The sequence below is a fragment of the Blastococcus brunescens genome, from assembly GCF_035320885.1.
Taxonomy (GTDB): Bacteria; Actinomycetota; Actinomycetes; order Mycobacteriales; family Geodermatophilaceae; genus Blastococcus_B; species Blastococcus_B brunescens.
The window spans coordinates 4,636,571-4,656,333 of sequence record NZ_CP141261.1; the positions used below are offsets into that span (position 1 = coordinate 4,636,571).

Annotated in this window: 29 protein-coding genes and 5 pseudogenes; 15 read left to right on the plus strand and 19 right to left on the minus strand. The window is 74.7% G+C overall.

Annotation, left to right across the window (positions count from 1 at the left end; genetic code table 11):
- Nucleotides 1–318: 318 nt before the first annotated feature.
- From U6N30_RS31185 to U6N30_RS31210, 6 genes and pseudogenes are all read left to right on the plus strand, one after another.
- Nucleotides 319–575 (plus strand): annotated as a pseudogene (locus U6N30_RS31185) (allantoicase); the annotation flags it as partial.
- A 135-nt stretch (nt 576–710) separates the two neighbouring features.
- Nucleotides 711–1,265, plus strand: a complete 555-nt coding sequence (locus U6N30_RS31190) for a hypothetical protein (RefSeq protein WP_479690633.1) — start codon at nt 711–713, stop codon at nt 1,263–1,265.
- A 79-nt stretch (nt 1,266–1,344) separates the two neighbouring features.
- On the plus strand, nt 1,345–1,665 hold the full coding sequence (locus U6N30_RS31195) for a DUF4333 domain-containing protein (protein WP_324275337.1): 321 nt from the start codon (nt 1,345–1,347) through the stop codon (nt 1,663–1,665).
- Nucleotides 1,666–1,707: 42 nt separating this feature from the next.
- Nucleotides 1,708–2,133 carry an amidohydrolase family protein gene (locus tag U6N30_RS31200; RefSeq protein ID WP_324275338.1) on the plus strand — a complete coding sequence of 142 codons (426 nt, stop codon included), beginning with the start codon at nt 1,708–1,710 and terminating at the stop codon, nt 2,131–2,133.
- 11 nt (nt 2,134–2,144) lie between these two features.
- Entirely contained in the window at nt 2,145–2,960 is an 816-nt protein-coding gene (locus tag U6N30_RS31205; protein WP_324275339.1) for an amidohydrolase family protein, read from the plus strand.
- On the plus strand, nt 2,957–3,079 hold the full coding sequence (locus U6N30_RS31210) for a hypothetical protein (RefSeq protein ID WP_324275340.1): 123 nt from the start codon (nt 2,957–2,959) through the stop codon (nt 3,077–3,079). Before U6N30_RS31205 ends, U6N30_RS31210 begins: the two co-directional genes overlap by 4 nt.
- Nucleotides 3,080–3,238: 159 nt before the next feature.
- Here the strand turns inward: U6N30_RS31210 and U6N30_RS31215 are convergent, their stop codons facing one another.
- The 8 genes and pseudogenes from U6N30_RS31215 to U6N30_RS31250 form a co-directional block, all read right to left on the minus strand.
- The gene (locus U6N30_RS31215; RefSeq protein WP_324275341.1) at nt 3,239–3,382 is read right to left on the minus strand and encodes a hypothetical protein; all 144 of its coding nucleotides are present in this window, start codon (nt 3,380–3,382) and stop codon (nt 3,239–3,241) included.
- Nucleotides 3,343–4,275, minus strand: coding sequence for an aminotransferase class V-fold PLP-dependent enzyme (locus U6N30_RS31220; protein ID WP_324275342.1), 933 nt, complete (start codon nt 4,273–4,275; stop codon nt 3,343–3,345). The genes U6N30_RS31215 and U6N30_RS31220 overlap by 40 nt, the downstream gene beginning before the upstream one ends.
- A 60-nt stretch (nt 4,276–4,335) precedes the next feature.
- Nucleotides 4,336–4,578 (minus strand): anti-sigma factor, encoded by a 243-nt coding sequence (locus U6N30_RS31225; RefSeq protein WP_324275343.1) that lies wholly within the window; start codon nt 4,576–4,578, stop codon nt 4,336–4,338.
- Nucleotides 4,518–5,075, minus strand: a complete 558-nt coding sequence (locus U6N30_RS31230; RefSeq protein WP_324275344.1) for a hypothetical protein — start codon at nt 5,073–5,075, stop codon at nt 4,518–4,520. The genes U6N30_RS31225 and U6N30_RS31230 overlap by 61 nt, the downstream gene beginning before the upstream one ends.
- Nucleotides 5,056–5,703, minus strand: a complete 648-nt coding sequence (locus U6N30_RS31235; protein ID WP_324275345.1) for an RNA polymerase sigma factor — start codon at nt 5,701–5,703, stop codon at nt 5,056–5,058. The genes U6N30_RS31230 and U6N30_RS31235 overlap by 20 nt, the downstream gene beginning before the upstream one ends.
- Nucleotides 5,700–5,924, minus strand: a pseudogene (locus U6N30_RS31240) (class F sortase); the annotation flags it as partial. The gene U6N30_RS31235 and the pseudogene U6N30_RS31240, both read right to left, overlap by 4 nt.
- A gap of 58 nt (nt 5,925–5,982) precedes the next feature.
- A complete protein-coding gene (locus U6N30_RS31245) occupies nt 5,983–6,132 on the minus strand; it encodes a class F sortase (protein ID WP_324275346.1) in 150 nt (49 codons plus the stop codon).
- A 234-nt stretch (nt 6,133–6,366) separates the two neighbouring features.
- Nucleotides 6,367–7,206, minus strand: a complete 840-nt coding sequence (locus tag U6N30_RS31250; protein WP_324275347.1) for a DUF4397 domain-containing protein — start codon at nt 7,204–7,206, stop codon at nt 6,367–6,369.
- A gap of 197 nt (nt 7,207–7,403) precedes the next feature.
- Here U6N30_RS31250 and U6N30_RS31255 point away from each other — a divergent pair, with 197 nt between their 5' ends.
- The 8 genes and pseudogenes from U6N30_RS31255 to U6N30_RS31290 all read left to right on the plus strand — a co-directional run bounded on the left by U6N30_RS31255 (nt 7,404) and on the right by U6N30_RS31290 (nt 11,553).
- Nucleotides 7,404–7,805, plus strand: a complete 402-nt coding sequence (locus U6N30_RS31255; RefSeq protein ID WP_324275348.1) for a DUF309 domain-containing protein — start codon at nt 7,404–7,406, stop codon at nt 7,803–7,805.
- Between the two features lie 94 nt (nt 7,806–7,899).
- Nucleotides 7,900–8,577, plus strand: coding sequence for a hypothetical protein (locus U6N30_RS31260; protein WP_324275349.1), 678 nt, complete (start codon nt 7,900–7,902; stop codon nt 8,575–8,577).
- Between the two features lie 71 nt (nt 8,578–8,648).
- Nucleotides 8,649–8,807 (plus strand): SRPBCC family protein, encoded by a 159-nt coding sequence (locus U6N30_RS31265; protein WP_324275350.1) that lies wholly within the window; start codon nt 8,649–8,651, stop codon nt 8,805–8,807.
- Nucleotides 8,804–9,118, plus strand: coding sequence for an SRPBCC family protein (locus U6N30_RS31270; RefSeq protein WP_324275351.1), 315 nt, complete (start codon nt 8,804–8,806; stop codon nt 9,116–9,118). The genes U6N30_RS31265 and U6N30_RS31270 overlap by 4 nt, the downstream gene beginning before the upstream one ends.
- Before the next feature lie 403 nt (nt 9,119–9,521).
- Nucleotides 9,522–9,806 (plus strand): annotated as a pseudogene (locus U6N30_RS35900) (NAD-dependent malic enzyme); the annotation flags it as partial.
- A gap of 245 nt (nt 9,807–10,051) precedes the next feature.
- Nucleotides 10,052–10,621: a malic enzyme-like NAD(P)-binding protein gene (locus U6N30_RS35905; RefSeq protein ID WP_324275352.1), complete on the plus strand. Its 570-nt coding sequence runs from the start codon at nt 10,052–10,054 to the stop codon at nt 10,619–10,621.
- Between the two features lie 78 nt (nt 10,622–10,699).
- A complete protein-coding gene (locus U6N30_RS31285; protein WP_324275353.1) occupies nt 10,700–11,029 on the plus strand; it encodes a DNA-formamidopyrimidine glycosylase family protein in 330 nt (109 codons plus the stop codon).
- Nucleotides 10,996–11,553 (plus strand): zinc finger domain-containing protein, encoded by a 558-nt coding sequence (locus U6N30_RS31290; RefSeq protein ID WP_324275354.1) that lies wholly within the window; start codon nt 10,996–10,998, stop codon nt 11,551–11,553. Before U6N30_RS31285 ends, U6N30_RS31290 begins: the two co-directional genes overlap by 34 nt.
- A 57-nt stretch (nt 11,554–11,610) precedes the next feature.
- Here U6N30_RS31290 and U6N30_RS31295 read toward each other — a convergent pair whose 3' ends face one another.
- The 11 genes and pseudogenes from U6N30_RS31295 to U6N30_RS31345 form a co-directional block, all read right to left on the minus strand.
- Complete coding sequence (locus U6N30_RS31295; protein WP_324275355.1) at nt 11,611–12,585, minus strand: MBL fold metallo-hydrolase; 975 nt, start codon at nt 12,583–12,585, stop codon at nt 11,611–11,613.
- Nucleotides 12,586–12,970: 385 nt separating this feature from the next.
- A complete protein-coding gene (locus U6N30_RS31300) occupies nt 12,971–15,433 on the minus strand; it encodes an FtsX-like permease family protein (protein ID WP_324275356.1) in 2,463 nt (820 codons plus the stop codon).
- 4 nt (nt 15,434–15,437) lie between these two features.
- Nucleotides 15,438–15,623, minus strand: a complete 186-nt coding sequence (locus tag U6N30_RS35910) for a hypothetical protein (RefSeq protein WP_324275357.1) — start codon at nt 15,621–15,623, stop codon at nt 15,438–15,440.
- Nucleotides 15,596–16,210, minus strand: coding sequence for an ABC transporter ATP-binding protein (locus tag U6N30_RS31310; protein ID WP_324275358.1), 615 nt, complete (start codon nt 16,208–16,210; stop codon nt 15,596–15,598). Before U6N30_RS31310 ends, U6N30_RS35910 begins: the two co-directional genes overlap by 28 nt.
- 245 nt (nt 16,211–16,455) lie before the next feature.
- Nucleotides 16,456–16,860 carry a LuxR C-terminal-related transcriptional regulator gene (locus U6N30_RS31315; RefSeq protein ID WP_324275359.1) on the minus strand — a complete coding sequence of 135 codons (405 nt, stop codon included), beginning with the start codon at nt 16,858–16,860 and terminating at the stop codon, nt 16,456–16,458.
- Nucleotides 16,861–17,080: 220 nt separating this feature from the next.
- Nucleotides 17,081–17,212 (minus strand): annotated as a pseudogene (locus tag U6N30_RS31320) (response regulator); the annotation flags it as partial.
- Complete coding sequence (locus tag U6N30_RS31325) at nt 17,212–17,376, minus strand: response regulator transcription factor (RefSeq protein ID WP_324275360.1); 165 nt, start codon at nt 17,374–17,376, stop codon at nt 17,212–17,214. The pseudogene U6N30_RS31320 and the gene U6N30_RS31325, both read right to left, overlap by 1 nt.
- On the minus strand, nt 17,373–17,702 hold the full coding sequence (locus U6N30_RS31330; protein ID WP_324275361.1) for a sensor histidine kinase: 330 nt from the start codon (nt 17,700–17,702) through the stop codon (nt 17,373–17,375). The genes U6N30_RS31325 and U6N30_RS31330 overlap by 4 nt, the downstream gene beginning before the upstream one ends.
- A 2-nt stretch (nt 17,703–17,704) precedes the next feature.
- A complete protein-coding gene (locus tag U6N30_RS35005) occupies nt 17,705–18,013 on the minus strand; it encodes a sensor histidine kinase (RefSeq protein ID WP_422678164.1) in 309 nt (102 codons plus the stop codon).
- Nucleotides 18,014–18,136: 123 nt separating this feature from the next.
- A pseudogene (locus U6N30_RS31340) lies at nt 18,137–18,531 on the minus strand (DUF7134 domain-containing protein); the annotation flags it as partial.
- Between the two features lie 79 nt (nt 18,532–18,610).
- Complete coding sequence (locus tag U6N30_RS31345; protein ID WP_324275364.1) at nt 18,611–19,180, minus strand: copper chaperone PCu(A)C; 570 nt, start codon at nt 19,178–19,180, stop codon at nt 18,611–18,613.
- A 97-nt stretch (nt 19,181–19,277) separates the two neighbouring features.
- Between U6N30_RS31345 and U6N30_RS31350 the strand changes: the two genes are divergently transcribed.
- Nucleotides 19,278–19,709, plus strand: a complete 432-nt coding sequence (locus tag U6N30_RS31350) for a MarR family winged helix-turn-helix transcriptional regulator (RefSeq protein ID WP_324275365.1) — start codon at nt 19,278–19,280, stop codon at nt 19,707–19,709.
- The last annotated feature ends 54 nt before the right edge of the window (nt 19,710–19,763 follow it).

Below are 19,763 nucleotides of genomic sequence, written 5' to 3' on the forward strand. Positions count from 1 at the left end.
CACGCCCTACGCCGGCCGGGAACTGGTCGGCGTCGTCCGCCGGACCTGGTTGAGGGAGAGCCGGCCGACGGCGCCCCGCTCGGGCGGTTGCTGCGGCGCGGCGGCGTGCCAGAGTGAGGTCCGCCCCGTCGACCGGAGGAGACCGATGAGCGACTTCGCCCGTCTGCCCGACCTCGCCAGCCGCGCCCTGGGCGGCGGGGTGGTGGCGGCCAACGACGAGTCGTTCGCGGAGCGCGAGAACCTGGTGCGTCCGGAACCCCGGTCGCCCGGACGGAGTTCGGGCACAAGGGCAAGGTCTACGACGGCTGGGAGACCCGCCGACGCCGGACGCCGGGCCACGACTGGGCCGTCGTGCGGCTCGGCACTCCGGGCATCGTCTCGGGGGTCGTCGTCGACACCTCGTTCTTCAGTGGCAACTACCCGCCGCACGCCTCGGTCGACGGGGCGGCGATCGAGGGCACTGCTCGGTCGACGAGATGCTCAAGGCCGACTGGCAGCCGCTGCTGCCTCAGTCGGACCTGGCCGGTAACAGCTCCAACATCTTCCCGGTCTACTCCGACCGGCGGGTCACGCACGTGCGGCTGAACATCCACCCCGACGGCGGGGTGGCCCGGCTCCAGGTGCACGGGCACGCGGTGCCCGACCCCCGGCTGGTCGACGCCGGCCCGCTCGACCTGGCCGCACTGGAGAACGGTGCCGTCGTCACGGGCGTGAGCAACGAGTTCTACGGTCGCCCGCAGCAGCTGATCGCCCCCGGCCTCGCGCGGAACATGGGGGAGGGCTGGGAGACCGCCCGACGCCGCGAACCCGGTCACGACTGGGTCGAGGTGTCCCTCGCCTGCGAGGGCATGGCCACCCTCGCCGAGCTCGACACCAGCTGGTTCCTGCACAACGCCCCCGGCAGCGCCTCGCTCACCGGCATCGGCCCCGGCGGGGAGATCGCCCTGCTGCCGCGCACCCGGCTCCAGCCCGACACCCGCCACCGCTTCGTCCTCGACGCGGCGCCGGGGGTCGACCGGGTCCGGCTCGACGTCTTCCCCGACGGCGGCATGGCCCGGCTGCGGCTGTGGGGCCGGCCCACGCCCGCCGGCCGCGCGGCACTGGGACGGCGATGGTTCGACGCCCTCCCCGACGTCCAGGCGCTGGAGGTCCTCGGCGCGGCGGGCGTGACCCCGCAGGTCGCGGGCCAAGTCGTCGGCGCGCGGCCGCTCGCGGGCGAGCTGCCCGTCGAGGTGGCGCGGCTGGTGGACGGGCCGGTCACCTGACCGCCGTGCGCGAAGCCGTACGGCGACGGGTGCCGCGCCGCTAGGGTCGGCGGCCTCCACCCGTGCCCGAGGAGCCGCCGTGTCCCGCCGTCCCGTGCGCCTGCTGGTCGCCGCCCCGCTCCTCGCCGTGCCGCTGTCGGCCTGCAGCTTCGGCGGCACCGACTCGTTGCCCGCCGACGAGGTCGCCGACGGGGCGGAGGACGCGCTGGAGGACCAGGTCGGGGTCCGGCCCGAGGTCTCCTGCCCGGAGGACCTCGTGGCGGAGGTCGGCGCGGAGACCCGCTGCACGCTCACCGTGGACGGCGATCCCGAGCAGTACGGCGTGACGGTCACGGTCACCTCGGTCGAGGACGACACCGCGAACTTCGACGTCCAGGTGGACGACGAGCCGCTCGGCTAGGCCCGGGGCGCGCCCGTCGCACGACCTCGGCAGGATGCGGGCGTGGAGACCGCTGCGCGCGCCGACCTGCTGATCACCGACGCCGAGCTCGTGGCCACCGTCGACGACGCACGCCGCGAGATCCCGGGCGGATGGGTGGCGGTGACGGCCGGGGCGATCAGCGGGCTCGGTGGTCCGGGAGATCCGCGGCCCGACGCCGAGCGCACGATCGATGCCCGCGGCTGCCTGGTGACCCCGGGCCTGGTGAACACCCACCACCACCTGTACCAGAACCTCACCCGCGCCTACGCCCCGGCGCTGACCGGTGGGCTGTTCGACTGGCTGGTCACGCTCTACCCGCTGTGGGCCCGGCTGGACGAGGAGGCCGCCTACGTCAGCGCCTACGTCGGGCTCACCGAGCTCGCGCTGAGCGGCTGCACGACCTCCACCGACCACCTCTACGTGCACCCCCGCGGCGCGGCGACCTGATCTCGGCCGAGGTGGCCGCGGCCCGCGACCTCGGCATGCGTTTCCACCCGACCCGGGGCTCCATGTCGCTGTCGGTGAAGGACGGCGGGCTACCACCGGATTCCGTCGTCCAGGACGACGACGAGATCCTGGCCGATTCCCAGCGGTTGGTCGAGGCCCACCACGACCGCTCGCCCCTGGCCATGACCCGGATCGCGCTGGCTCCGTGCTCGCCGTTCAGCGTCTCCACGTCGCTCATGACCCGTACCGCGGAGCTGGCCGAGCAGCTCGACGTCCGGCTGCACACGCACCTGTGCGAGACCCAGGACGAGGACGCCTACTGCCTGGAGACCTTCGGCCGCCGGCCGGTCGAGTACCTGTCCGACGTGGGCTGGATGACCGACCGGACCTGGCTGGCGCACGCCGTCTGGCCCTCGCCGGACGAGGTGACCCGGCTGGGCGCCGCGCGGGTGGGGGCGGCGCACTGCCCGTCGTCCAACATGATCCTGGGCAGCGGGCTGGCCCCGGTCGCCGAGCTGCGGGCCGCGGGCGCCCCGGTCGGGCTCGGCGTCGACGGCTCCGCCTCGGCCGACTCGGCCTCGCTGTGGCTGGAGACCCGGACGGCGATGCTGCAGGGGAAGCTCCGGCACGGGGCGGCCTCGATGTCGGCGCGCGACGCCCTGGAGGTGGCCACCCGGGGCGGCGCGGCCTGCCTGGGGCGGACGGGTGAGATCGGGCAGCTGTCGGTGGGGCCTGCGGCGACCTCGTGGTGTGGGGGCTCGACGGGGTGCGGTTCGCCGGCGCGCTGTCCGACCCCGTCGAGGCGTGGCTGCGCTGCGGGCCGGTGAGTGCCCGGCACACCGTCGTCGGCGGGCGGCTGGTCGTGGCGGACGGCGTCCCGGTGCACGCCGGGCTGGACGAGCAGCTCGCCGCCCACCGCCGGATCGCCGTACGCATCCAGGCATAGGTACCTATGCGTGTGTTTTCGGGCCCCGAACGCATGTATAGGTACCTATGCCTGGGTGGGCGCGGGCGGCCGGGGGCCTCTGTCAGAGGGCGGCGGCGAGGGCCTCGAGGTCGTCGAGGGTGACGTCGAGGTGCGGGGACACCCGCAGCACCGGGCCGGTCATCTCCCCGGTGCTCGCTCGGGACCGATCGCGCTCACCACGATGCCGTGCTCGGTGAGCAGGTGGCTGCGGACACCGACGACATCCATCCCGTCCGGCGGGATCAGCGTCGTCGTCGCCGTCGGCTCGTCGAGCGGCTCCACCACCTGCCAGCCACCGACGCCGTCCAGCAGCTCGCGGGTGGTGCGGCCGATCGAGGCCAGCCGCTCCCGCACGCGGTCCGGCCCGCCGGCGAGGTGCTCGCCGACGGCCACGACCAGCCCGACCCGGCCGGCCACGTGGGCCTCCCCGACTCGAACGCCCGCATCGCCGGGACGTCGTCCCGCTCGGGGAGCACCGGCGTCAGCCGGGCCGCCAGCGCCGGCCGGACGCAGAGCACCCCGACGCCGCGCGGTCCGGCCAGCCACTTGCGGGAGGTGCCGTAGACGACGTCGGCACCGAGGTCGGTGTCCGCGTGACCCAGCGACTGGGCGGCGTCCACCACCAGGGGGACGCCGGCCGCCCGGCACAGCGTCGCCACCTCGGCCGCCGGCTGCAGCAGTCCTCGGTGGCTCGGGATCTGCGTGAGGTGCACGAACGACGGCGGATCGGCGCCGAGCATCCGTTCGAGGTCCTCGAGGTCGACCCGCCCCAGCCCGTCGACGGGCATTGGCTCCGGCCGCAGCCCGTACGTGCGCAGCTGCGCGATGTTCGGGGCGTACTCGCCGGGCAGGCAGGCGACGCGGGCGCCGGCGGGCAGCCGCCACCCGGTGAGCAGGGCGACCAGCGCCGCCTGCGCCGACTCGACGAAGGCCACGTCCGCGGCCGCCATCCCGGCCAGCCCGCCGATCACCGACCGGCCCTGCTGCAGGAGGTCGTCGGCCGTCGCCTCAGCCACGTACCCGCCGAGCTCCGCCTCGTGCCGGCAGTGGTGCGCCGCGGCCTCGAGGGTGCGGTGGCTCTGCCGGCTGCACGCGGCGCTGTCGAGGTGCCGGCCGGCCGGTCGGGGCCGGGCCTTGCGCCAGGAGGCGCCGAGGTCCTCGTGCAGCAGGCTCACGGCGGCCCCGTGCAGGGGCCCACCGTGGGCGGGCGAGTGGTGGGGGCACGGGGTACGTCATCAGGCGTCCAGCTCCCCGCGCGCGACGGACACGCCCGAGTGCGTCGGGTCGCCGTCCAGCGGCTCGACCGAGACGTCGACCAGCGGGAACTCGCCCAGGTCGAGCCCGGCGGGCAGCTCGAAGGTCTGGGTGCCGGGCCGCACGACGCCCAGCGTCACCATGCCGACGACGTCGCGGTCGATCAGCCAGATCTCGTAGTAGCCGTCCTCCAGCTGGGGCGCGTCGAGGTCGACCTCGACCACCCGCGAACCGTCGGACTGCTCGATGACCTCCGCGCGACCGGAGGCCTCGTTGTCGGCCAGGGGTCCAGCGCCACGGCGGTGACCGGTTCCCCGCCGTCCTGGCTCTGCACGACCGCGACCGCCCCGGCGCCGAGCGCGGCCCCGGCGACCACGGCGGCGGCCACGAGGAGCAGCGGGCGCCGGCGGGACCGGAACGGCACCACCTCGGCGGCCGGCTGCGCGGGCTCCTCGGCTGCGGGCGCCTGCCGGGCGACGTCGGTGCGCGGGGTCGCCGACACGCCGGTGGCCGCGGCGATGCCTGCCCAGACGCCCGGCGGTGGGGCCACCGGCGCGCCGGGCGCGGCCAGCTGCGGCACGGCGACGGCGTCGACCGCCCGCTGCAGGGAGATGACCTCCGTCCGGCACTGCTCGCACCCGGCGAGATGGTCGGCGTCGTCGGCAGGGAGGGGCTCGCGCAGTGCGGCGAGCGCGAGCTGCTCAGGCGTGCAGTGCTGCACCGTCCACCTCCAACCGTGTCCGTAAGCGTTCGAGCGTGCGCCGGATATGGGATTTGACCGTGCCCAGCGGGATCCCGGTGCGGTCGGCGATCTGGGCGTGGGTGAGGTCCTCGAAGAACGCGAGTTCGATGATCCCGCGCTGGGGCTGCCCCAGGCGGGCCAGCTCCTCGAGCACGAGGAAACGGTCGGCGACCTGGCTGTCGAATCCCGAGGTGACCCGATCCGGAGGCGCAGCCTGGGCGTCGGCCATCGCGGCCTCGGTCTCGCGCCGCTGCCGCTCCCGCTTGGCCCAGGTGTCGGCGATCTTGTGCCTGGCCACGCCCACGAGCCAGCCGGGCAGCGGGCCCTTGTCGGACCGATAGCCGGCCCGGCCGGTCCAGGCCGAGACGAAGGTCTGCTGGGTGACGTCCTCGGCGTCCGGCCCGGGCCCGAAGGCCCGCACCGCCATGCCGTGGATCTGGCCGGCCCACCGCTCGTAGGCCAGCGCCAGCGCCTGCTCGTCGCCCGCGGCGAAGCGCCGGCCGACCTCCCGGTCGTCCGGCTCCACAGCGTTGCGCTGTGCCGGCACGGGATCCACGCCCACGACGCTACCCATCTCCGCCGGCCGGACGGCGAGAAGGCCGCTCATCGGAGTGGCTCCGCGACCACGACGACGTTGTCCCGGTAGCTGGCGTACTCCGGGAGGAACGGCCCGCCGCAGGTGATCAGGGTCAGCCGGGCCGGTCCGTCGCGGGCGAACAGCCGGTCGAGCGGCAGCGCCTGCTTCTGGATCAGCTCCCGCGACACGACCCGCCAGGTCGTCGTCGTCCCGGCGGCGTCGGTGACGGCCACCTCGTCGCCGACCGCGGCGTCGCGGAGGGTGCCATGGCGCCCAGCCCCTGCTCGCGGTCGTCGACGTGCCCGGCGATCACCGCCGACCCGTCGTCCCCGGCGCGGGGCCGAAGCGGTACCAGCCCACCCGGTCCACCTCTGCGGGGATGGTCATCTGACCGTCGGGCTCCACGCCCACGGGGTCGACGAGCGTGTCGACCCCGAGGGCGGGAACCGCCAGGCGCACCGGCGGGGCCGCCGCTCCTGGTCGTCCGGGGACGCCGGCCGGGCGGTGGTTTCGGGCAGCGCACCCGGATCCCCCGACCCGGCGATGGGGGTCGCCGGGGCGGGGAGGATCTGCTCCACCGGTGCGCCCGCCGACGCCTCCGGTCGGGTCAGCGACCACGTCGTCGGCGCAGCGACGGCGAGAGCCAGACCCAGGACGGTGGTGGCGAGGGCGGGACGCACGGTGGTCTCCTACCTACTGGAGGCGGTGCGGTTCAGCCATGGCTGCGGGCCAGGCGCAGGGCGCCTGCGCCGGCCGCCACCAGGCCGAGCACCGAGAGGGCCGCGACGGGCGCCGGGATCGAGCCGTCGTCCACCAGGCCGGCGGAGCCGCCGGGGACGCCGGACGGCGCCGAGTGGGCGCCGCTGATCGTCTGGACGGCCAGCTCGTAGCCGGCCTCCTCCGAACCCCACGCGTAGGCGATGGTCGTGGTGCCCTCGGCGAGGTGAGGTCGGCCGGGCCGATCGCCACGGTCTCGGTCCCCGCGACGACGACGTCGGCGCTCACCGTGCCCGCGGGCACGGTCAGGCTGGCCTCGTTCGGGTTCTCCAGACCGGGCACGACCACCGTGCCGCCGGCCCGCACGTCGACGGCCGGAGCCGCCGCGGTGTGCCGGACGGTGACCCGCGCCTCGCCGGCGGGGACGGCCGACGTGTCGTTGACGAACGGCGTCAGCGCGGGCTGGCCCTCGGCGGTCAGGTGGGCCACCACGGTCGCGTTGGCGCCGGCGGGCACGGCGACGCCGTCGGCGGAGAGCAGCGGCTCGCCGGAGCCGTCAGCGGCGTCGGCCGGGAACAGCGCGAGGTCGTAGGAGCCGGCGGGCAGCTGCAGCGGGTCGGTCAGGGTGCCGGGCTGGAAGTCGTCGATCAGCCGCTCGCCGTTGGCGTAGACGTCGACCGGGAGGTCCGGGACGGCGTGCAGGACCGAGACGGTGGCGGTGTGGTTGTCGGCCAGCGCCGGGGTGGCGAGGAGGACCAGGGCGCCGGCGGTGCCGACGACACCGGCTGCGCGGAACGAGCTGCGGGTGGTGATCACGAGAGGTTCCTTCCTTGGTGGGGAACTTGCCTGTCACCCCTCCTTCCGGGGCGCCGTCCGATCCGGATGCATCGACTCTCAACCATCTCGCCGAGGCAGGATGGAGACGTGACCTCCGACCGGGACCGCGACGCCGAGGGCGCGCCCGCAACGCCCGGCCCCGGGACGCGCTGGGCCGCCCGCTGCCCTACGGGGAGGTGGGTGAGGAGCGGGCGCCGGAAGGGATCGTGCGCGAGCCCGGCCGGGCCCTGGCGGAGGCGCAGCAGCTGCTCGACGCGGGCCGGCCGTTCCATGCGCACGAGGTGCTCGAGGACGCCTGGAAGTCCGCGCCCGAGGAGGAGCGGCAGCTGTGGCGCGGGCTGGCCCAGCTCGCCGTCGGCCTCACCCACGCCGCCCGCGGCAACGCCCGCGGCGCAGCGGTCCTCCTGGAGCGGGGCGCCGGCACCATCGACGCCTACGCCGCGGATCCGCCGCATGGCGTCGACGTCGCCGGGCTGGTGCACTGGGGTCGGGTGCTCGCCGCCCGCGCGCGCGACGGGGACCTCGCCGGCACGACCGTCCCCCGGCTGGCCGCGGGACGACGCCGAGCGGAAGGGTGACCATGCAGGACACGGCACGGACCGCCGCGGTCGCGCTCGCTGCCGTCGCGCAGGTCGTGGGCAGCCCCTGGGTACGGCGCTGGCCGGTCGCAGCGTGGGCGAGGTCAGCGACCGGACCGAGTCGCTCATCACGCCGGCCGGCTACGCGTTCACCATCTGGGCGGCGATCTTCGCCGGGTCGCTGGCCTGGGCGGTCTACCAGGCGCTGCCGTCCCAGCGCGGCCGTGTGCTGCACCGGCGGACCGGCTGGCCGCTGGCGCTCGCATTCGCGGGCAACGCGCTGTGGGAGGTGCTGTTCCCGCTCATCGGGGTCTCCCAGCCCGTGGTGCCGGCGGTCCTGCTGTTCGCGATCGTGGCCGCGGCGGCGCTGGCGTGGGCTCGGGTGCAGGACCTCCGGTCCGCGGGGCTCGACCGGCTGCTGCCGACGGCGGTCGCCGGCCTGCTCCTCGGCTGGGTAACGGTCGCGGCCGCGGTGAACGTGGCCAGCGCCGGCGTGGCGCTCGGCGCCTCGGCGACGGGCGAGCAGGCCCGTGTCTGGGCGGTCTTCGCGCTGGTGGCCGTGGCGGTGCTCGTCTCGGCGCTCGTGCTGGCGGCACAGGCGGCGGTGGGGCCCTACGCCCTGGCCGTCGGCTGGGGCCTCGTCGCGATCGCCGTCGACGGCGGCCCCACCGTGGTGACCGTGTCGGCGCTGGCAGCGGCGGCCACGGTCGCCGTGGCGCTCGGTGTCCGCGCCGTCCTCCGGCCGGACCCGGCCTCCCTGCTGGTCGGCTGACGGTCGATCGGGCGACGGCCGCGCGGCCGAGCCCTGGCCGTCGACCCGCGGACGGAGGAGACTCCGGGTGCGTGAGGACCTTCGAGGCCGTGGCCCGGATCGACGCGAGCCCCGACGACGTGTGGGCGCTGCTGACCGACGTCGGGTCGTGGCGGGACTGGGACTCCGGGGTCGACCGGGTCGAGGGCGGGTCGCGCTGGGCGAGCGGCTCACCGTCTACGCGACCATGATCCGCAACCGGCCCTTCTCGGCGACCGTCACCGAGATCCGCCCGCGGGAGGCGATGCGGTGGCGCGGCGGCCTGCCCGGCGGCCTCGCCGTCATCGAGCGCACCTACTCCCTCGATGCCCAGGGCGACGGCGGCACGGTCCTGACCGTGCGGGAGGTCCACTCCGGACCGCTCGCGGGGCTGCTCGGCCGCAGCACGCCCGACCTCAACCCGTCCTTCCGCCAGTTCTGCGCCGGCCTCAAGGCGAAGGCCGAGGGCGCATCTCACGTCCGTCGACCTGACCGGCACCCTGCCTGCGGCTCCCCGCGATGACACCATGGACGGCGCCATGAGCACTGAAACCGCGCCTGCCGCCGCCGAGACCGTCCCCGCCGCCGTCCCCCGGGGACCGGTGACCTCCGCGTCGTACTCGATCACCGTGCGGCTCACCTCCGACGGCGACCCCGCGTCCATCGGGCGGATCGCCACGGCCGTGGGGTCCGCGGGTGGTGCGGTCACCGCCATCGACGTCGTCGACTCCCGTTCCGACGGGCTGACCGTGGACGTCACCTGCTCCGCCGCCGACGCCGCACACTCCGAGGAGATGGTCGCCGCGCTGCGCGCCGTGTCCGGGGTGACGGTCCGCAAGGTCAGCGACCGGACGTTCCTGCTGCACCTCGGCGGCAAGCTGGAGGTCGCCTCCAAGGTGCCGCTCAAGACCCGCGACGACCTCTCGATGGCCTACACGCCGGGCGTGGCGCGGGTCTGCCTGGCGCTGGCCGACCACCCCGAGGACGTCCGCCGGCTCACGATCAAGGGCAACACCGTCGCGGTCGTCACCGACGGCTCCGCCGTCCTCGGTCTGGGCGACATCGGCCCCGGTGCCTCGCTGCCGGTCATGGAGGGCAAGGCGGCGCTGTTCAAGCGGTTCGCCGACATCGACGCCTGGCCGATCTGCCTCGACACCCAGGACGTCGACGAGATCGTGCGCACCGTCGAGCTCATCGCCCCCGGCTTCGGCGGCATCAACCTCGAGGACATCGCCGCCCCGCGGTGCTTCGAGATCGAGAAGCGGCTGCGCGACAAGCTCGACATCCCCGTCTTCCACGACGACCAGCACGGGACGGCGATCGTCGCCCTCGCCGCGCTGAAGAACGCGCTGCGGGTGGTCGACAAGCGGTTGGCCGACGTGAAGATCGTCGTCGCCGGGGTGGCGCGGCCGGCACGGCGATCGTCCACCTCCTGCTGGAGGCCGGTGCGGGGCAGGTGCTCGTATGGGACCGCGAGGGCATCCTCTCGCCCGACGACGACCGGCTCGGCCCGGCCAAGCGGGACCTCGCGCGGCGCACCAACCCGGCGTGCGTCCGGGGCGAGCTGCCCGACGCGCTGCAGGGTGCCGACGTCTTCATCGGCGTCAGCGCCGGCAACGTGCTGAAGGTCGAGGACCTCGCCCGCATGAACGAGCAGGCGATCGTCTTCCCGATGGCCAACCCGACGCCGGAGGTGGACCCGGTGCGGGCGCGCGAGCACGCGGCGATCGTGGCCTCGGGCCGGTCGGACCTGCCGAACCAGATCAACAACGTGCTCGCCTTCCCCGGCGTCTTCCGGGGGCTGCTCGACGCGCGGGCCACCGAGATCAGCGACGGGATGCTGCTGGCCGCGGCGGCCGCACTCGGCGCCGTCGTCCGCGACGACCAGCTCAACGCCAACTACATCATCCCGAGCGTGTTCGACCCCGAGGTGACGACGGCGGTGGCCGCCGCCGTCGCCGAGCAGGCGCGGCAGGAGCCCGGGGCGACCGTCGAGGTCAGCGGTATCGAGACCACACCTGTGTGAGCGCGGAGGAGACTTTCGGCGCGGAAAGTCCCCTGATCGGGGGCGGCGGAGCGCTCGGATCCGGGCGATGATCGTCGGGTGCCCGAGTTGCCCGAGGTGGAGGCGCTGGCCGCGTTCCTGCGCGAGAACGCCGTCGGCCACGTGCTGGCGCGCGCCGACCTCGCCTCCGTCCAGGCGATCAAGACCTTCGACCCGCCGCTCTCCGCGTTGGGTGGCCTGGAGATCACCGGCGCGAGCCGGCACGGCAAGTTCCTCGACCTCGACGTCTCCGGGGTGCACCTCGTCGTCCACCTGGCCCGCGCGGGCTGGCTGCACTGGCGTACGGGACTCCCCCTGCGCCGCCCAAGCCGGGCAAAGGGCCCTTGGCCCTGCGCGTGCACCTCGACGACGGCAACGGCTTCGACCTGACCGAGCAGGGCACCCGCAAGGGGCTGGCCGTCTACGTCGTCCGGTCGCCGTCGGAGGTGCCCGGGATCGCCCGGCTCGGCCCCGACGCCCTGGAGGTCGAGCGCGAGCAGTTCGCGGCGATCCTGAGGAGCCGTTCCGGACAGCTCAAGGGCGCGCTCACCGACCAGACGCTGATCTCCGGGATCGGCAACGCCTACTCCGACGAGATCCTGCACGCCGCGCGGCTCTCCCCGTTCAAGGGCGCCGACAAGCTCAAGGACGACGAACTGGTCCGTCTCTTCGACGCGATGCGGGCCACGCTGACCGACGCGCTGGACCGCCAGCGCGGGCAGAAGGCCGCGACGATGAAGGGTGAGAAGCGCTCCGGGCTGATGGTGCACGCGCGCACCGGCTTGCCCTGCCCGGTGTGCGGGGACACCGTGCGAGAGGTCAGCTTCGCCGACACGTCGCTGCAGTACTGCCCGACCTGTCAGACCGGCGGCAAGCCGCTGGCCGACCGGCGGATGTCCAAGCTCCTGCGCTGAACCGCCCGCGCCGGCGGTGCCCCCGCCCGGGAACCGGCCGCACGGCGCCCGTGGGATTCAGCCGGGCAGCAGGGACAGCAGGCGGGTAAGGGTGCGCGCCAGCACCGACGACCCGACGCCGGCGTCCCCGTGCGTGTCGGGTGCCGTCGATCCCACGGCCGTCCACCAGTCGTGCAGCGGCGGCGGGTCCAGGACGTCGATCCGCTCGCCCGGCCGGGGCACGAGGACCTGCGCGCCGGTCCTCCCGGCGGCCTTCAGCAACCGCTGCACGGGCTCGGCCCAGCGGTGGAAGGCCAGGTTGAACGTGGCCCAGTGGATCGGCAGCAGCAGCTGCCCGCCGAGGTCGCCGTGCGCGCGCACCGCCTCCTCGGGATCCATGTGGATGGCGTGCCACGCGTCGTTGTAGGCGCCGATCGGCAGGAGCGTCAGGTGGAACGGGCCGAGCCGGGCGCCGATCCCGGCGAACGCGGGCGTGTACCCGGTGTCGCCGCCGAAGAAGACCCGGTGCCGCGGGCCGGTGATCGCCCACGAGGCCCACAGCGTGGTGTCACGGTGGAAGTACCGCCCGGAGAAGTGGCGCGCCTCGGTGCAGGTCAGCGTCAGCCCGCCCACCACGTGCGCCTGGTCCCAGTCCAGCTCGACGATGCGTTCCTCGGGCACGTGCCACTTGCGCAGGTGTTCACCGATGCCGAGCGGGACGACGAACGGCGCGCTCTGGCTGGTCAGCAGCGCCCGCACGGTCGGCAGGTCGAGGTGGTCGTAGTGGTCGTGGGAGATGAGGACGGCGTCGACAGGGGGCAGGCTCCCGATCGGCATCGGCGGCTCGTGCAGGCGGGTCGGCCCGAACACCGGTGACGGCGAGACGCGGTGGCCCCAGACCGGGTCGACGAGGATCCGCTGCCCGTCGACCTCGAGCAGCGCGCTGGCGTGCCCGAACCACGTGACGGCGAGCTCGGCCGGGTCCTCGGGCAGCTCGGCGGGGGCGAGGGGATCGGGGCGCCCGGCAGCCCCACGTGCCGCTCCTCGTGCCACTGCCGGAGCAGGCCGTCACGGGTGTTGGCCGGTGAGAGCGCCGGCGTCGGCATCCGGTTGTGGAACTTGCCGTCGGCGAACTGCGCGGAGCGGGTGACGACGGGGCGCAGCCGCCGGCGGTGGGCACCGAGCGCGGTCGGCAGTCCCCAGGCGGCGGCGGCGACGAACCCCACCGGCCCGGCGAGGACGGCGGCGGTCAGAGCGGTGCGACGAGCGATGCGGGACGGCACGGTTCCCAGCATCCCAGCCGGAGCTGGTTCCGGGCTGTGAACCGGGCGACGTCCACGCCCCCATGATGATCAGGAGACCTGGTCATGCGGGGTCCTCCCTCGTGGTCGACCACGAGGGAGGACCCCGAACGATCAGGGAACCTGATCATCGTGCGTCAGGAGGCGATGGCGGCCACCGGGGACGTGCGGGCCGCGCGCCGGGCCGGGAGCACCGAGGCGAGCAGCCCGGCCACCGTGGCGACCAGCACGATCGCGCCCACCTGCAGCCACGGGACGCTGATCACGACCTCGCCGATCTCGCCCAGCGCCGACGCCGCCCCGACCAGGCCGTAGGCGCTCCCGACCAGAACGCCGAGCACCGCGGCGACCCCGGCGACCAGGACCGCCTCCCAGGCCAGCAGCGCGCGCAACTGGCCGCGGGTCAGGCCGAGCGCCCGCAGCAGACCGCTCTCCTGACGCCGCTCGACCACCGAGAGGGCCAGGGTGTTGCCGACCCCGATCAGCGCGATCAGCACCGCCACCCCGAGCAGCCCGGTGACCACGAGGAGCAGGACGTCGACCACTTCATCGATGGCAGCCCGCTCGCTGGCTAGCCCGGTGACGAACGAGCTGGGCATCGCGGTGCCGGCCAGGTCAGTGACCTCGTCGATCGCCGCGGTGTGGTCGATCCCGTCGGCCAGCCGCAGCCACATCGTCTCCACCGCGGCCTCCGGCACCAGGGATTGCAGGTCGGTCCTGGTCAGCAGCGACCGGTCGGTCTCGCCGGCCACCACGGTCAGCGTGCGGGACCGGTCACCAGCGGTCAGCGTCAGCGGATCGCCCGGCTGCACGCCCCAGTTGTCGGCTTCCCACTCGGCGAGCACGACCTGGCCGAGCTCGGGCACCGTCACCTCGGCCGTCGAACGCAGCACCGGGAGCGCCTGAGCCGCGTCGACGCCGCTGACCCAGCTCTCCGTGCCGTCCGGCCCGGTGACCATCGCCGCGGTGAGAGCGGTGGCCTCCACCACGCCGTCGACCGACTCGAGCTGGGTCTGCAGCGTGGCCGGTATCGGGTCGTCGAAGCTCTCGACGATGACGTCGGTCGGGTAGTTGGCCGCCAGGCCCGCCTGAGCGGTGGCCCGGGTCGAGCTGGCGCCGACCACCATCGCCGTGGTCAGCGTGACGCCGATCAGCAGCGCGGTGGCGGTGGCCGCCGTCCGGCGCGCGTTGCGGGTGGCGTTGCCGGTGGCCAGCCGCGCCGGCAGCCCGCCGAAGCGGCCGAGCAGCCGGCCCGCCCCGGCGACGATCGGCGGCACCGCCCGCTGCGCGAGCAGCAGCAGCCCTAGCGAGCTGAGCACTCCGCCGCCCAGCGCGACGAGGATCTGCGCGGTCACCACGCCGACGGCCATCAGCGCCACCCCGGGGACGGCGAGCAGCAGGCCGGTGACCAGCCGGGCGACGCCCCCGCGGGAGCGCAGCGGTGCCGGGTCGGTCGGGCGCAGCGCGGCGAGCGGGGCGACCCGCGTGGCGGCGCGGGCCGGGGCCAGCGCGGCGATCAGCGTGGTCACGGTGCCGACGGCGAGGCCGACGAGCACGGCGTACAGCGGCACCGACACCCCGGACAGCGGGATGGGCGAGTCGATGCCGGACACCAGCGCCGAGACGGCGGCGGACAACCCGATCCCGGCCAGCACACCGACCGCCGAGGCGGCCAGCCCGGTCAGCACCGCCTCGGCGAGCACGCTCCGGCGCACCTGGCGGGCGGTCGCGCCGACGCAGCGCAGCAGCGCCAGGTCGCGGGTCCGCTGGGCCAGCAGCACCGCGAAGGTGTTGGCGATGACGAGGCCGGCGACGAGCACCGCGATGGTGGCGAAGACCAGCAGTGAGGTGGTGAGCCAGGCGGCGTCACCGGTGAGCGCCGCGACGGACTCCTCGGCCTGCTCGGTGCCGGTGCGGACGGTGACGTCCTCGCCGGCCAGGGCGGCGCGCACCTCGTCGGCCAGGAGGCCGGGGTCGGTCCGGGCGGGGCCGGCGATGCGCAGCTCGGTCGGCTCCTCCGCGCCCCAGGCCCGGGCCTGGTCGGCGGTGACGTAGGCCTTGCCGTAGATGCCCGCGGTGGGGTCGCCGCCCAGGTCGACCACGCCGGTCACGGTCGCGTCGACGGTGGTCCCGGTGCCCTCGGCGTCGTAGACGGTGACCGGGAGGACGTCGCCGACGGCGGCGCCCACGCCCTCGCTGACGGCGATGTCACCTGCGCGCGTCGGCAGCGAGCCGTCGGCGAGCTGCTGCCAGCGCAGCTGCGGATCGCCGGCCACCGACTCGACGAGCAGGAACTGGGCGCCGGTCCGGTCGGGGGCGACCGCCTGCACGGAGGTCTGCCAGGTCGGGTCGACGGCCTGCACGGAGGTCAGCCCGGTGAGGGTGTCGACGTGCTCGGCCAGCCCCGTGCCGCTGCCGGAGGTGACCACCACGTCGGCGTCGACGTACTGGGCGCCGGCCGCCTCCAGGACGGTGGCCTTCGTGGTCTCGTTCAGCACCAGGGTGGCGACCACGAATCCCACGGCGATGACGATCGCCAGGGTCGAGGCGATCAGGCGGGGCAGATGGGCCCGGATGCTCGCCAGCGTGACTCTGCGCATCGGGTCAGCCACCCAGCCCGCGGAGCGCGTCCAGCACGGACTCCGCCGTCGGGGCGTCGATGTCGCCGGCCAGCCGGCCGTCGGCGAGCAGCACCACGCGGTCGGCGTACGCGGCGGCGACCGGGTCGTGGGTGACCATGACGACGGTCTGGCCGGTCTCCTTCACGCTCGACCGGAGCAGGCCGAGCACCTCCGCGCCGGAGCGCGAGTCCAGGTTGCCGGTGGGCTCGTCGGCGAAGACGACATCCGGGCGGGGAGCAGCGCGCGGGCGATGGCCACCCGCTGCTGCTGGCCGCCCGAGAGCTCGTGCGGGCGGTGGCCGAGGCGTTCGCGCAGCCCCAGCCGGGCGATGACGGCGTCCATCCACGTCTTGTCGGGCCGCTGACCGGCCAGCTGCATCGGGAGGACGATGTTCTCGCGGGCGTCGAGCACCGGCAGCAGGTTGAACGACTGGAAGACGAAGCCGATGCGCTGGCGGCGCAGCCGGGTCAGCTCGTCGTCCCGGAGTCGGGTCAGCTCGGTGCCGCCGAGCCACACCTCACCGGCGGTGGCGCTGTCGAGGCCGGCCAGGCAGTGCATGAGCGTGGACTTTCCCGAGCCTGACGGGCCCATGATCGCGGTGAACTCGCCCGCGGCGAAGGCGACGTCCACGCCGGCCAGTGCGTGCACGGCGGTCTCGCCGGTGCCGTAGGTCTTCCGCAGCCCGGAGGCCTGGACGGCGGCACCGGACAGCGAGGCCGGCGGCTCGCCGGGGACGGTCATGACGGGGACGGACACTTCGGACCTCCGATGGCAGTGATCTTCGACGGTGATCACGGTGCCGGTCGGAGCCCTCCACTCGCGTCGGAGCGGGGAGCGATCTTGCCGCCGTCACCCGTGCCCCCGGGGACGGACGACGCCGTCATCCTCGGGTCGGACCCGTCAGCGTCAGCGCCGAGGGCCGGGCGTCCGCCGCACTGTCGGAATGAGCCGACGACGGGACGTGGACGCCCTGAGGGCCGAGCTCGAGGAGGTCCAGGCGCTCATCGCCGCCCATCCCCTGGCGTCACGACGCAGCCGAGCAGCGCAGGAGACCGTTGCCGCGCACGAGTCCAGGGATGCAGCCCGGATCGACAGGGAGCTCGCGGCCGGTGGCTCGCCGGGTGTCGAAGAGCTCGGCAGAGCTCAGGTGTCCGGCACGTGGAGCTGGTGGAAGGTCCACAGGAGGCAGATGAGGCTCCAGAAGTGGATCGGGCGTCCGCCCGCCTGCTAGGCGTCGCGCAGGAGGTCGGCCGGCTGCACCAGGCCGGTCCGGTAGGCGAGGACGACGGCCTGCACGCGGTCGCGGGGCCGGTCTTGGCCAACACGCGGCCGACGTGCGTCTTCACCGTCGCCTCGCTGACCACGAACCGCTCCGCGATCTCGCCGTTGGTGGCGCCGAAGGCCATCAGCTCGAGGACCTCGCGCTCGCGAGGGTGAGGTCGGCCAGCGCTCGGGCGTCGGCGCCGGTCGTCGACGTGGGCGCGGCCCCCGCAGCATCGGCGCCACGTGCTGGAGCAGCCGCCGGGTCGAGCTGGCGGCGATCACCGAGTCGCCGGCGTGCACGGTGCGGACCGCGGCGAGCATCTCCTCCGGCGGCGCGTCCTTGAGCAGGAAGCCGCTGGCCCCGGCGCCGATCGCCGCCACCACGTACTCGTCGAGGTCGAAGGTCGTCAGCACGACCACCCGCGGGGCGTCGGGCAGCGCCGTGACCTGGCCGGTCGCCTCGATCCCGTCCGTGCCGGGCATGCGGACGTCCATCAGGACGACGTCGGCCGGTGTCCGGCGCAGCAGCTGGACGGCGCTCGCCCCTCACCCGCCTCGCCGACGACCGTCAGGTCGGGCTGGGAGTCGATGACCATGCGGAAGCCGGCCCGCACCATCTGCTGGTCGTCGACCAGCACCACCCGGATCGGCTCGCTCATCGCCTGCGACCGTAGGGCAGCGCGGCGTGCACCCCGAAGCCGCCTCCCGTGCGGGGCCCCGCCTCGAGTCGGCCGCCGTGCAGCGACGCCCGCTCCTGCATGCCGCGGACTCCCTGCCCACGACCGTCCGGGTGGACCATCGCCGCCGAGGCGCCCCGCCCGTCGTCGAGCACCGACAGCTCCAGGGAGTCGGGGCGCCACTGCAGGCGCACCCATGCCCGGCTCGCAGGCCCGGCGTGCTTGAGGACGTTGGTCAGCGACTCCTGCACGATCCGGTAGGCGGCCAGTTGCGGGCCGGGAGGCATCGGCCGTGGCTCGCCCTCCACGATCAGGTCGACGTCGAGACCGCTGGACCGGACGTCCTCGACGAGGGTCGGGATCGCGGCGACGTCGGGCTGGGGGCGTACTCCTCGCCACCGCCCTCGCGCAGCACGCCGAGCAGCGAGCGCATGTCGGTCAGCGCCTGCCGGCCGGTGGCGGCGATCGCCTCGAGCGCTCCGGTGGCAGCCTCGGGATCGGCCTTCCCGGCGTACCGGCCGCCGTCGGCCTGGGCGATGACCACCGAGAGGGAGTGGGCGACGACGTCGTGCAGCTCGCGGGCGATGCGGGCCCGCTCGGCCGTGGCGGCCAGCCGCATCTCCTGGTCGCGTTCCAGCTCCAGCAGCTGCGCCCGCTCCTCCAGCGCCGCCTCCCGCTGGAGACGGGCCCGCCGGAGGTCGCCCAGCGCCCAGGCCGCCACGACTGCCACTGCGATCGACCCTGCGGTGACCACCAGCTCCTGCAGGCTCGACAGGAAGAAGTAGCGCGCGGCGGCGAGCACCGCCCCGGCCAGCCCGATGCCGAGTCCGGCGCGCCCGGCCCAGCGCGGCGCGTACGCGGCCAGCGCGTAGACCATCATCAGCGCGGACACGTTCGCGGCGAGGAAGTCGTCGACGAGGACGAGCTCGAGCAGGCCGACGGCGACGACCACGCCCGCGGCCGGGATCGGTGCGCGCCGGCGCCAGGCGAGGGTGCGGTGAGCAGCACCCCGAAGGCGAGCGCCGTCCCCTGCCCCTGCCAGTAGCTGTTCATCGGGAGGAGGACGCTGAAGAAGAACACCCCGACCGCGAGGACGACGTCGACGGCGAAGGGGTGCTCGCGCGTCCACGCGGCCACGCGGTCGAGGGGCGGTCCATCACGGAGACCCTAGGCAGCGGCCTCGGCGACGTCGTCGCCCTGTGGGATGACCCCGCTGTCAGACCGCAGACGGATCAGTCCTCGGAGGTGGGGTCCTCCGGCGCCTCGAAGTCGCCCTGTCCGGGGGCGACGAGGCGACCGATGCCTCCAGCGTCACCTCGCCGGCCTCCTCGAAGACGAAGGTGACCGGGATGGACTGGGACGACCGCAGCGACGTCCCGAGATCGAGCAGCAGCACCGACGGCGGACCTTCGGGCTCCAGGTAGACGTTGTCGTTCTCGGCCACCTCGATGCCGCCGCTGCCCCCGTCGAGGCCGGTCAGCTCGGCGTCGGCGAAATCATCCCCGCGGACCTCGACGAGCCGGTCACCGGTCGACCCGGTGTTGGCGATGGCCGCGTAGACGGGCACGTCCTCGCCCTCCTCCCACTGCCCGTCCTCCGGGTAGGCCAGCTGCAGCGCGGTGATCTTCAGGTCCTCGGTCACGGCCTCGTCGGCGCCGACGTTGCCCCCGACGACCTCCTCGCCCTCGTTCGCGACGGGGTTGTCCTGGTTGCAGGCGGTCAGCGGGAGCAGCGCCGCGAGCGCGGCCACCGCGAGCGGTCTGCGCAGCGGGTGGAGCGTGGTCATGAGGGTCCTTCCCTGAGGAGTCGCAACGCTGGCCCCGTACCCGCCTCCTACGGCAGAATGCCAACTGTTGTCCGACTGCAATGAAACCGGAGGCGTCGTGCGGCCCGCCGAGGACGAGATTCTGCTGGCCCTCGCCCGAACGGTCGTGGGCGTCGCGACGCGTGCGGCCGACCAGCTGGGCCGGCTCTCGGTGGTCCAGCTCCGGGCACTGACCGTGCTCCGCGCACTGGACGGGCCCAACCTGGGCCGGCTGGCTGCGGGCATGGGCGTCACCCTCTCGACGGCGAGCCGGCTGGTGGACCGGCTCGTGTCCGCCGGGCTCGTCGACCGTCGGCTCTCCCCGCGGAGCAGGCGGGAGCTCACCCTCACCGTGACCCCCGCAGGACAGGCGATCCTCGACCGGTACGACGACCTGCGACTGGCCGACATGAAGCTGCTCCTGGAACGGCTGCCCGAGGACCGGCGCCCGGATGCCGTCGCCGTCCTGGACCAGCTCGCCGGTTCCACTGCACCCGGGACCGCCCCGTGAGCGAGGAGATCCCCGTCCGGCCGGCAGCCGGCGACGAGGTGGCGACCCTGCCTG

Coding starts and splice junctions, on each gene's coding strand:
- U6N30_RS31235 (WP_324275345.1), bottom strand. CDS start 5,703: ATGAGCGGCCTTCTCGCCGTCCGGCCGGCGGAGATGGGTAGCGTCGTG.
- U6N30_RS31270 (WP_324275351.1), top strand. CDS start 8,804: ATGATCCGCAACCGGCCCTTCTCGGCGACCGTCACCGAGATCCGCCCG.
- U6N30_RS31300 (WP_324275356.1), bottom strand. CDS start 15,433: ATGCGCAGAGTCACGCTGGCGAGCATCCGGGCCCATCTGCCCCGCCTG.
- U6N30_RS31315 (WP_324275359.1), bottom strand. CDS start 16,860: ATGGCCTTCGGCGCCACCAACGGCGAGATCGCGGAGCGGTTCGTGGTC.
- U6N30_RS31325 (WP_324275360.1), bottom strand. CDS start 17,376: ATGAGCGAGCCGATCCGGGTGGTGCTGGTCGACGACCAGCAGATGGTG.
- U6N30_RS35005 (WP_422678164.1), bottom strand. CDS start 18,013: ATGCGGCTGGCCGCCACGGCCGAGCGGGCCCGCATCGCCCGCGAGCTG.
- U6N30_RS31345 (WP_324275364.1), bottom strand. CDS start 19,180: ATGACCACGCTCCACCCGCTGCGCAGACCGCTCGCGGTGGCCGCGCTC.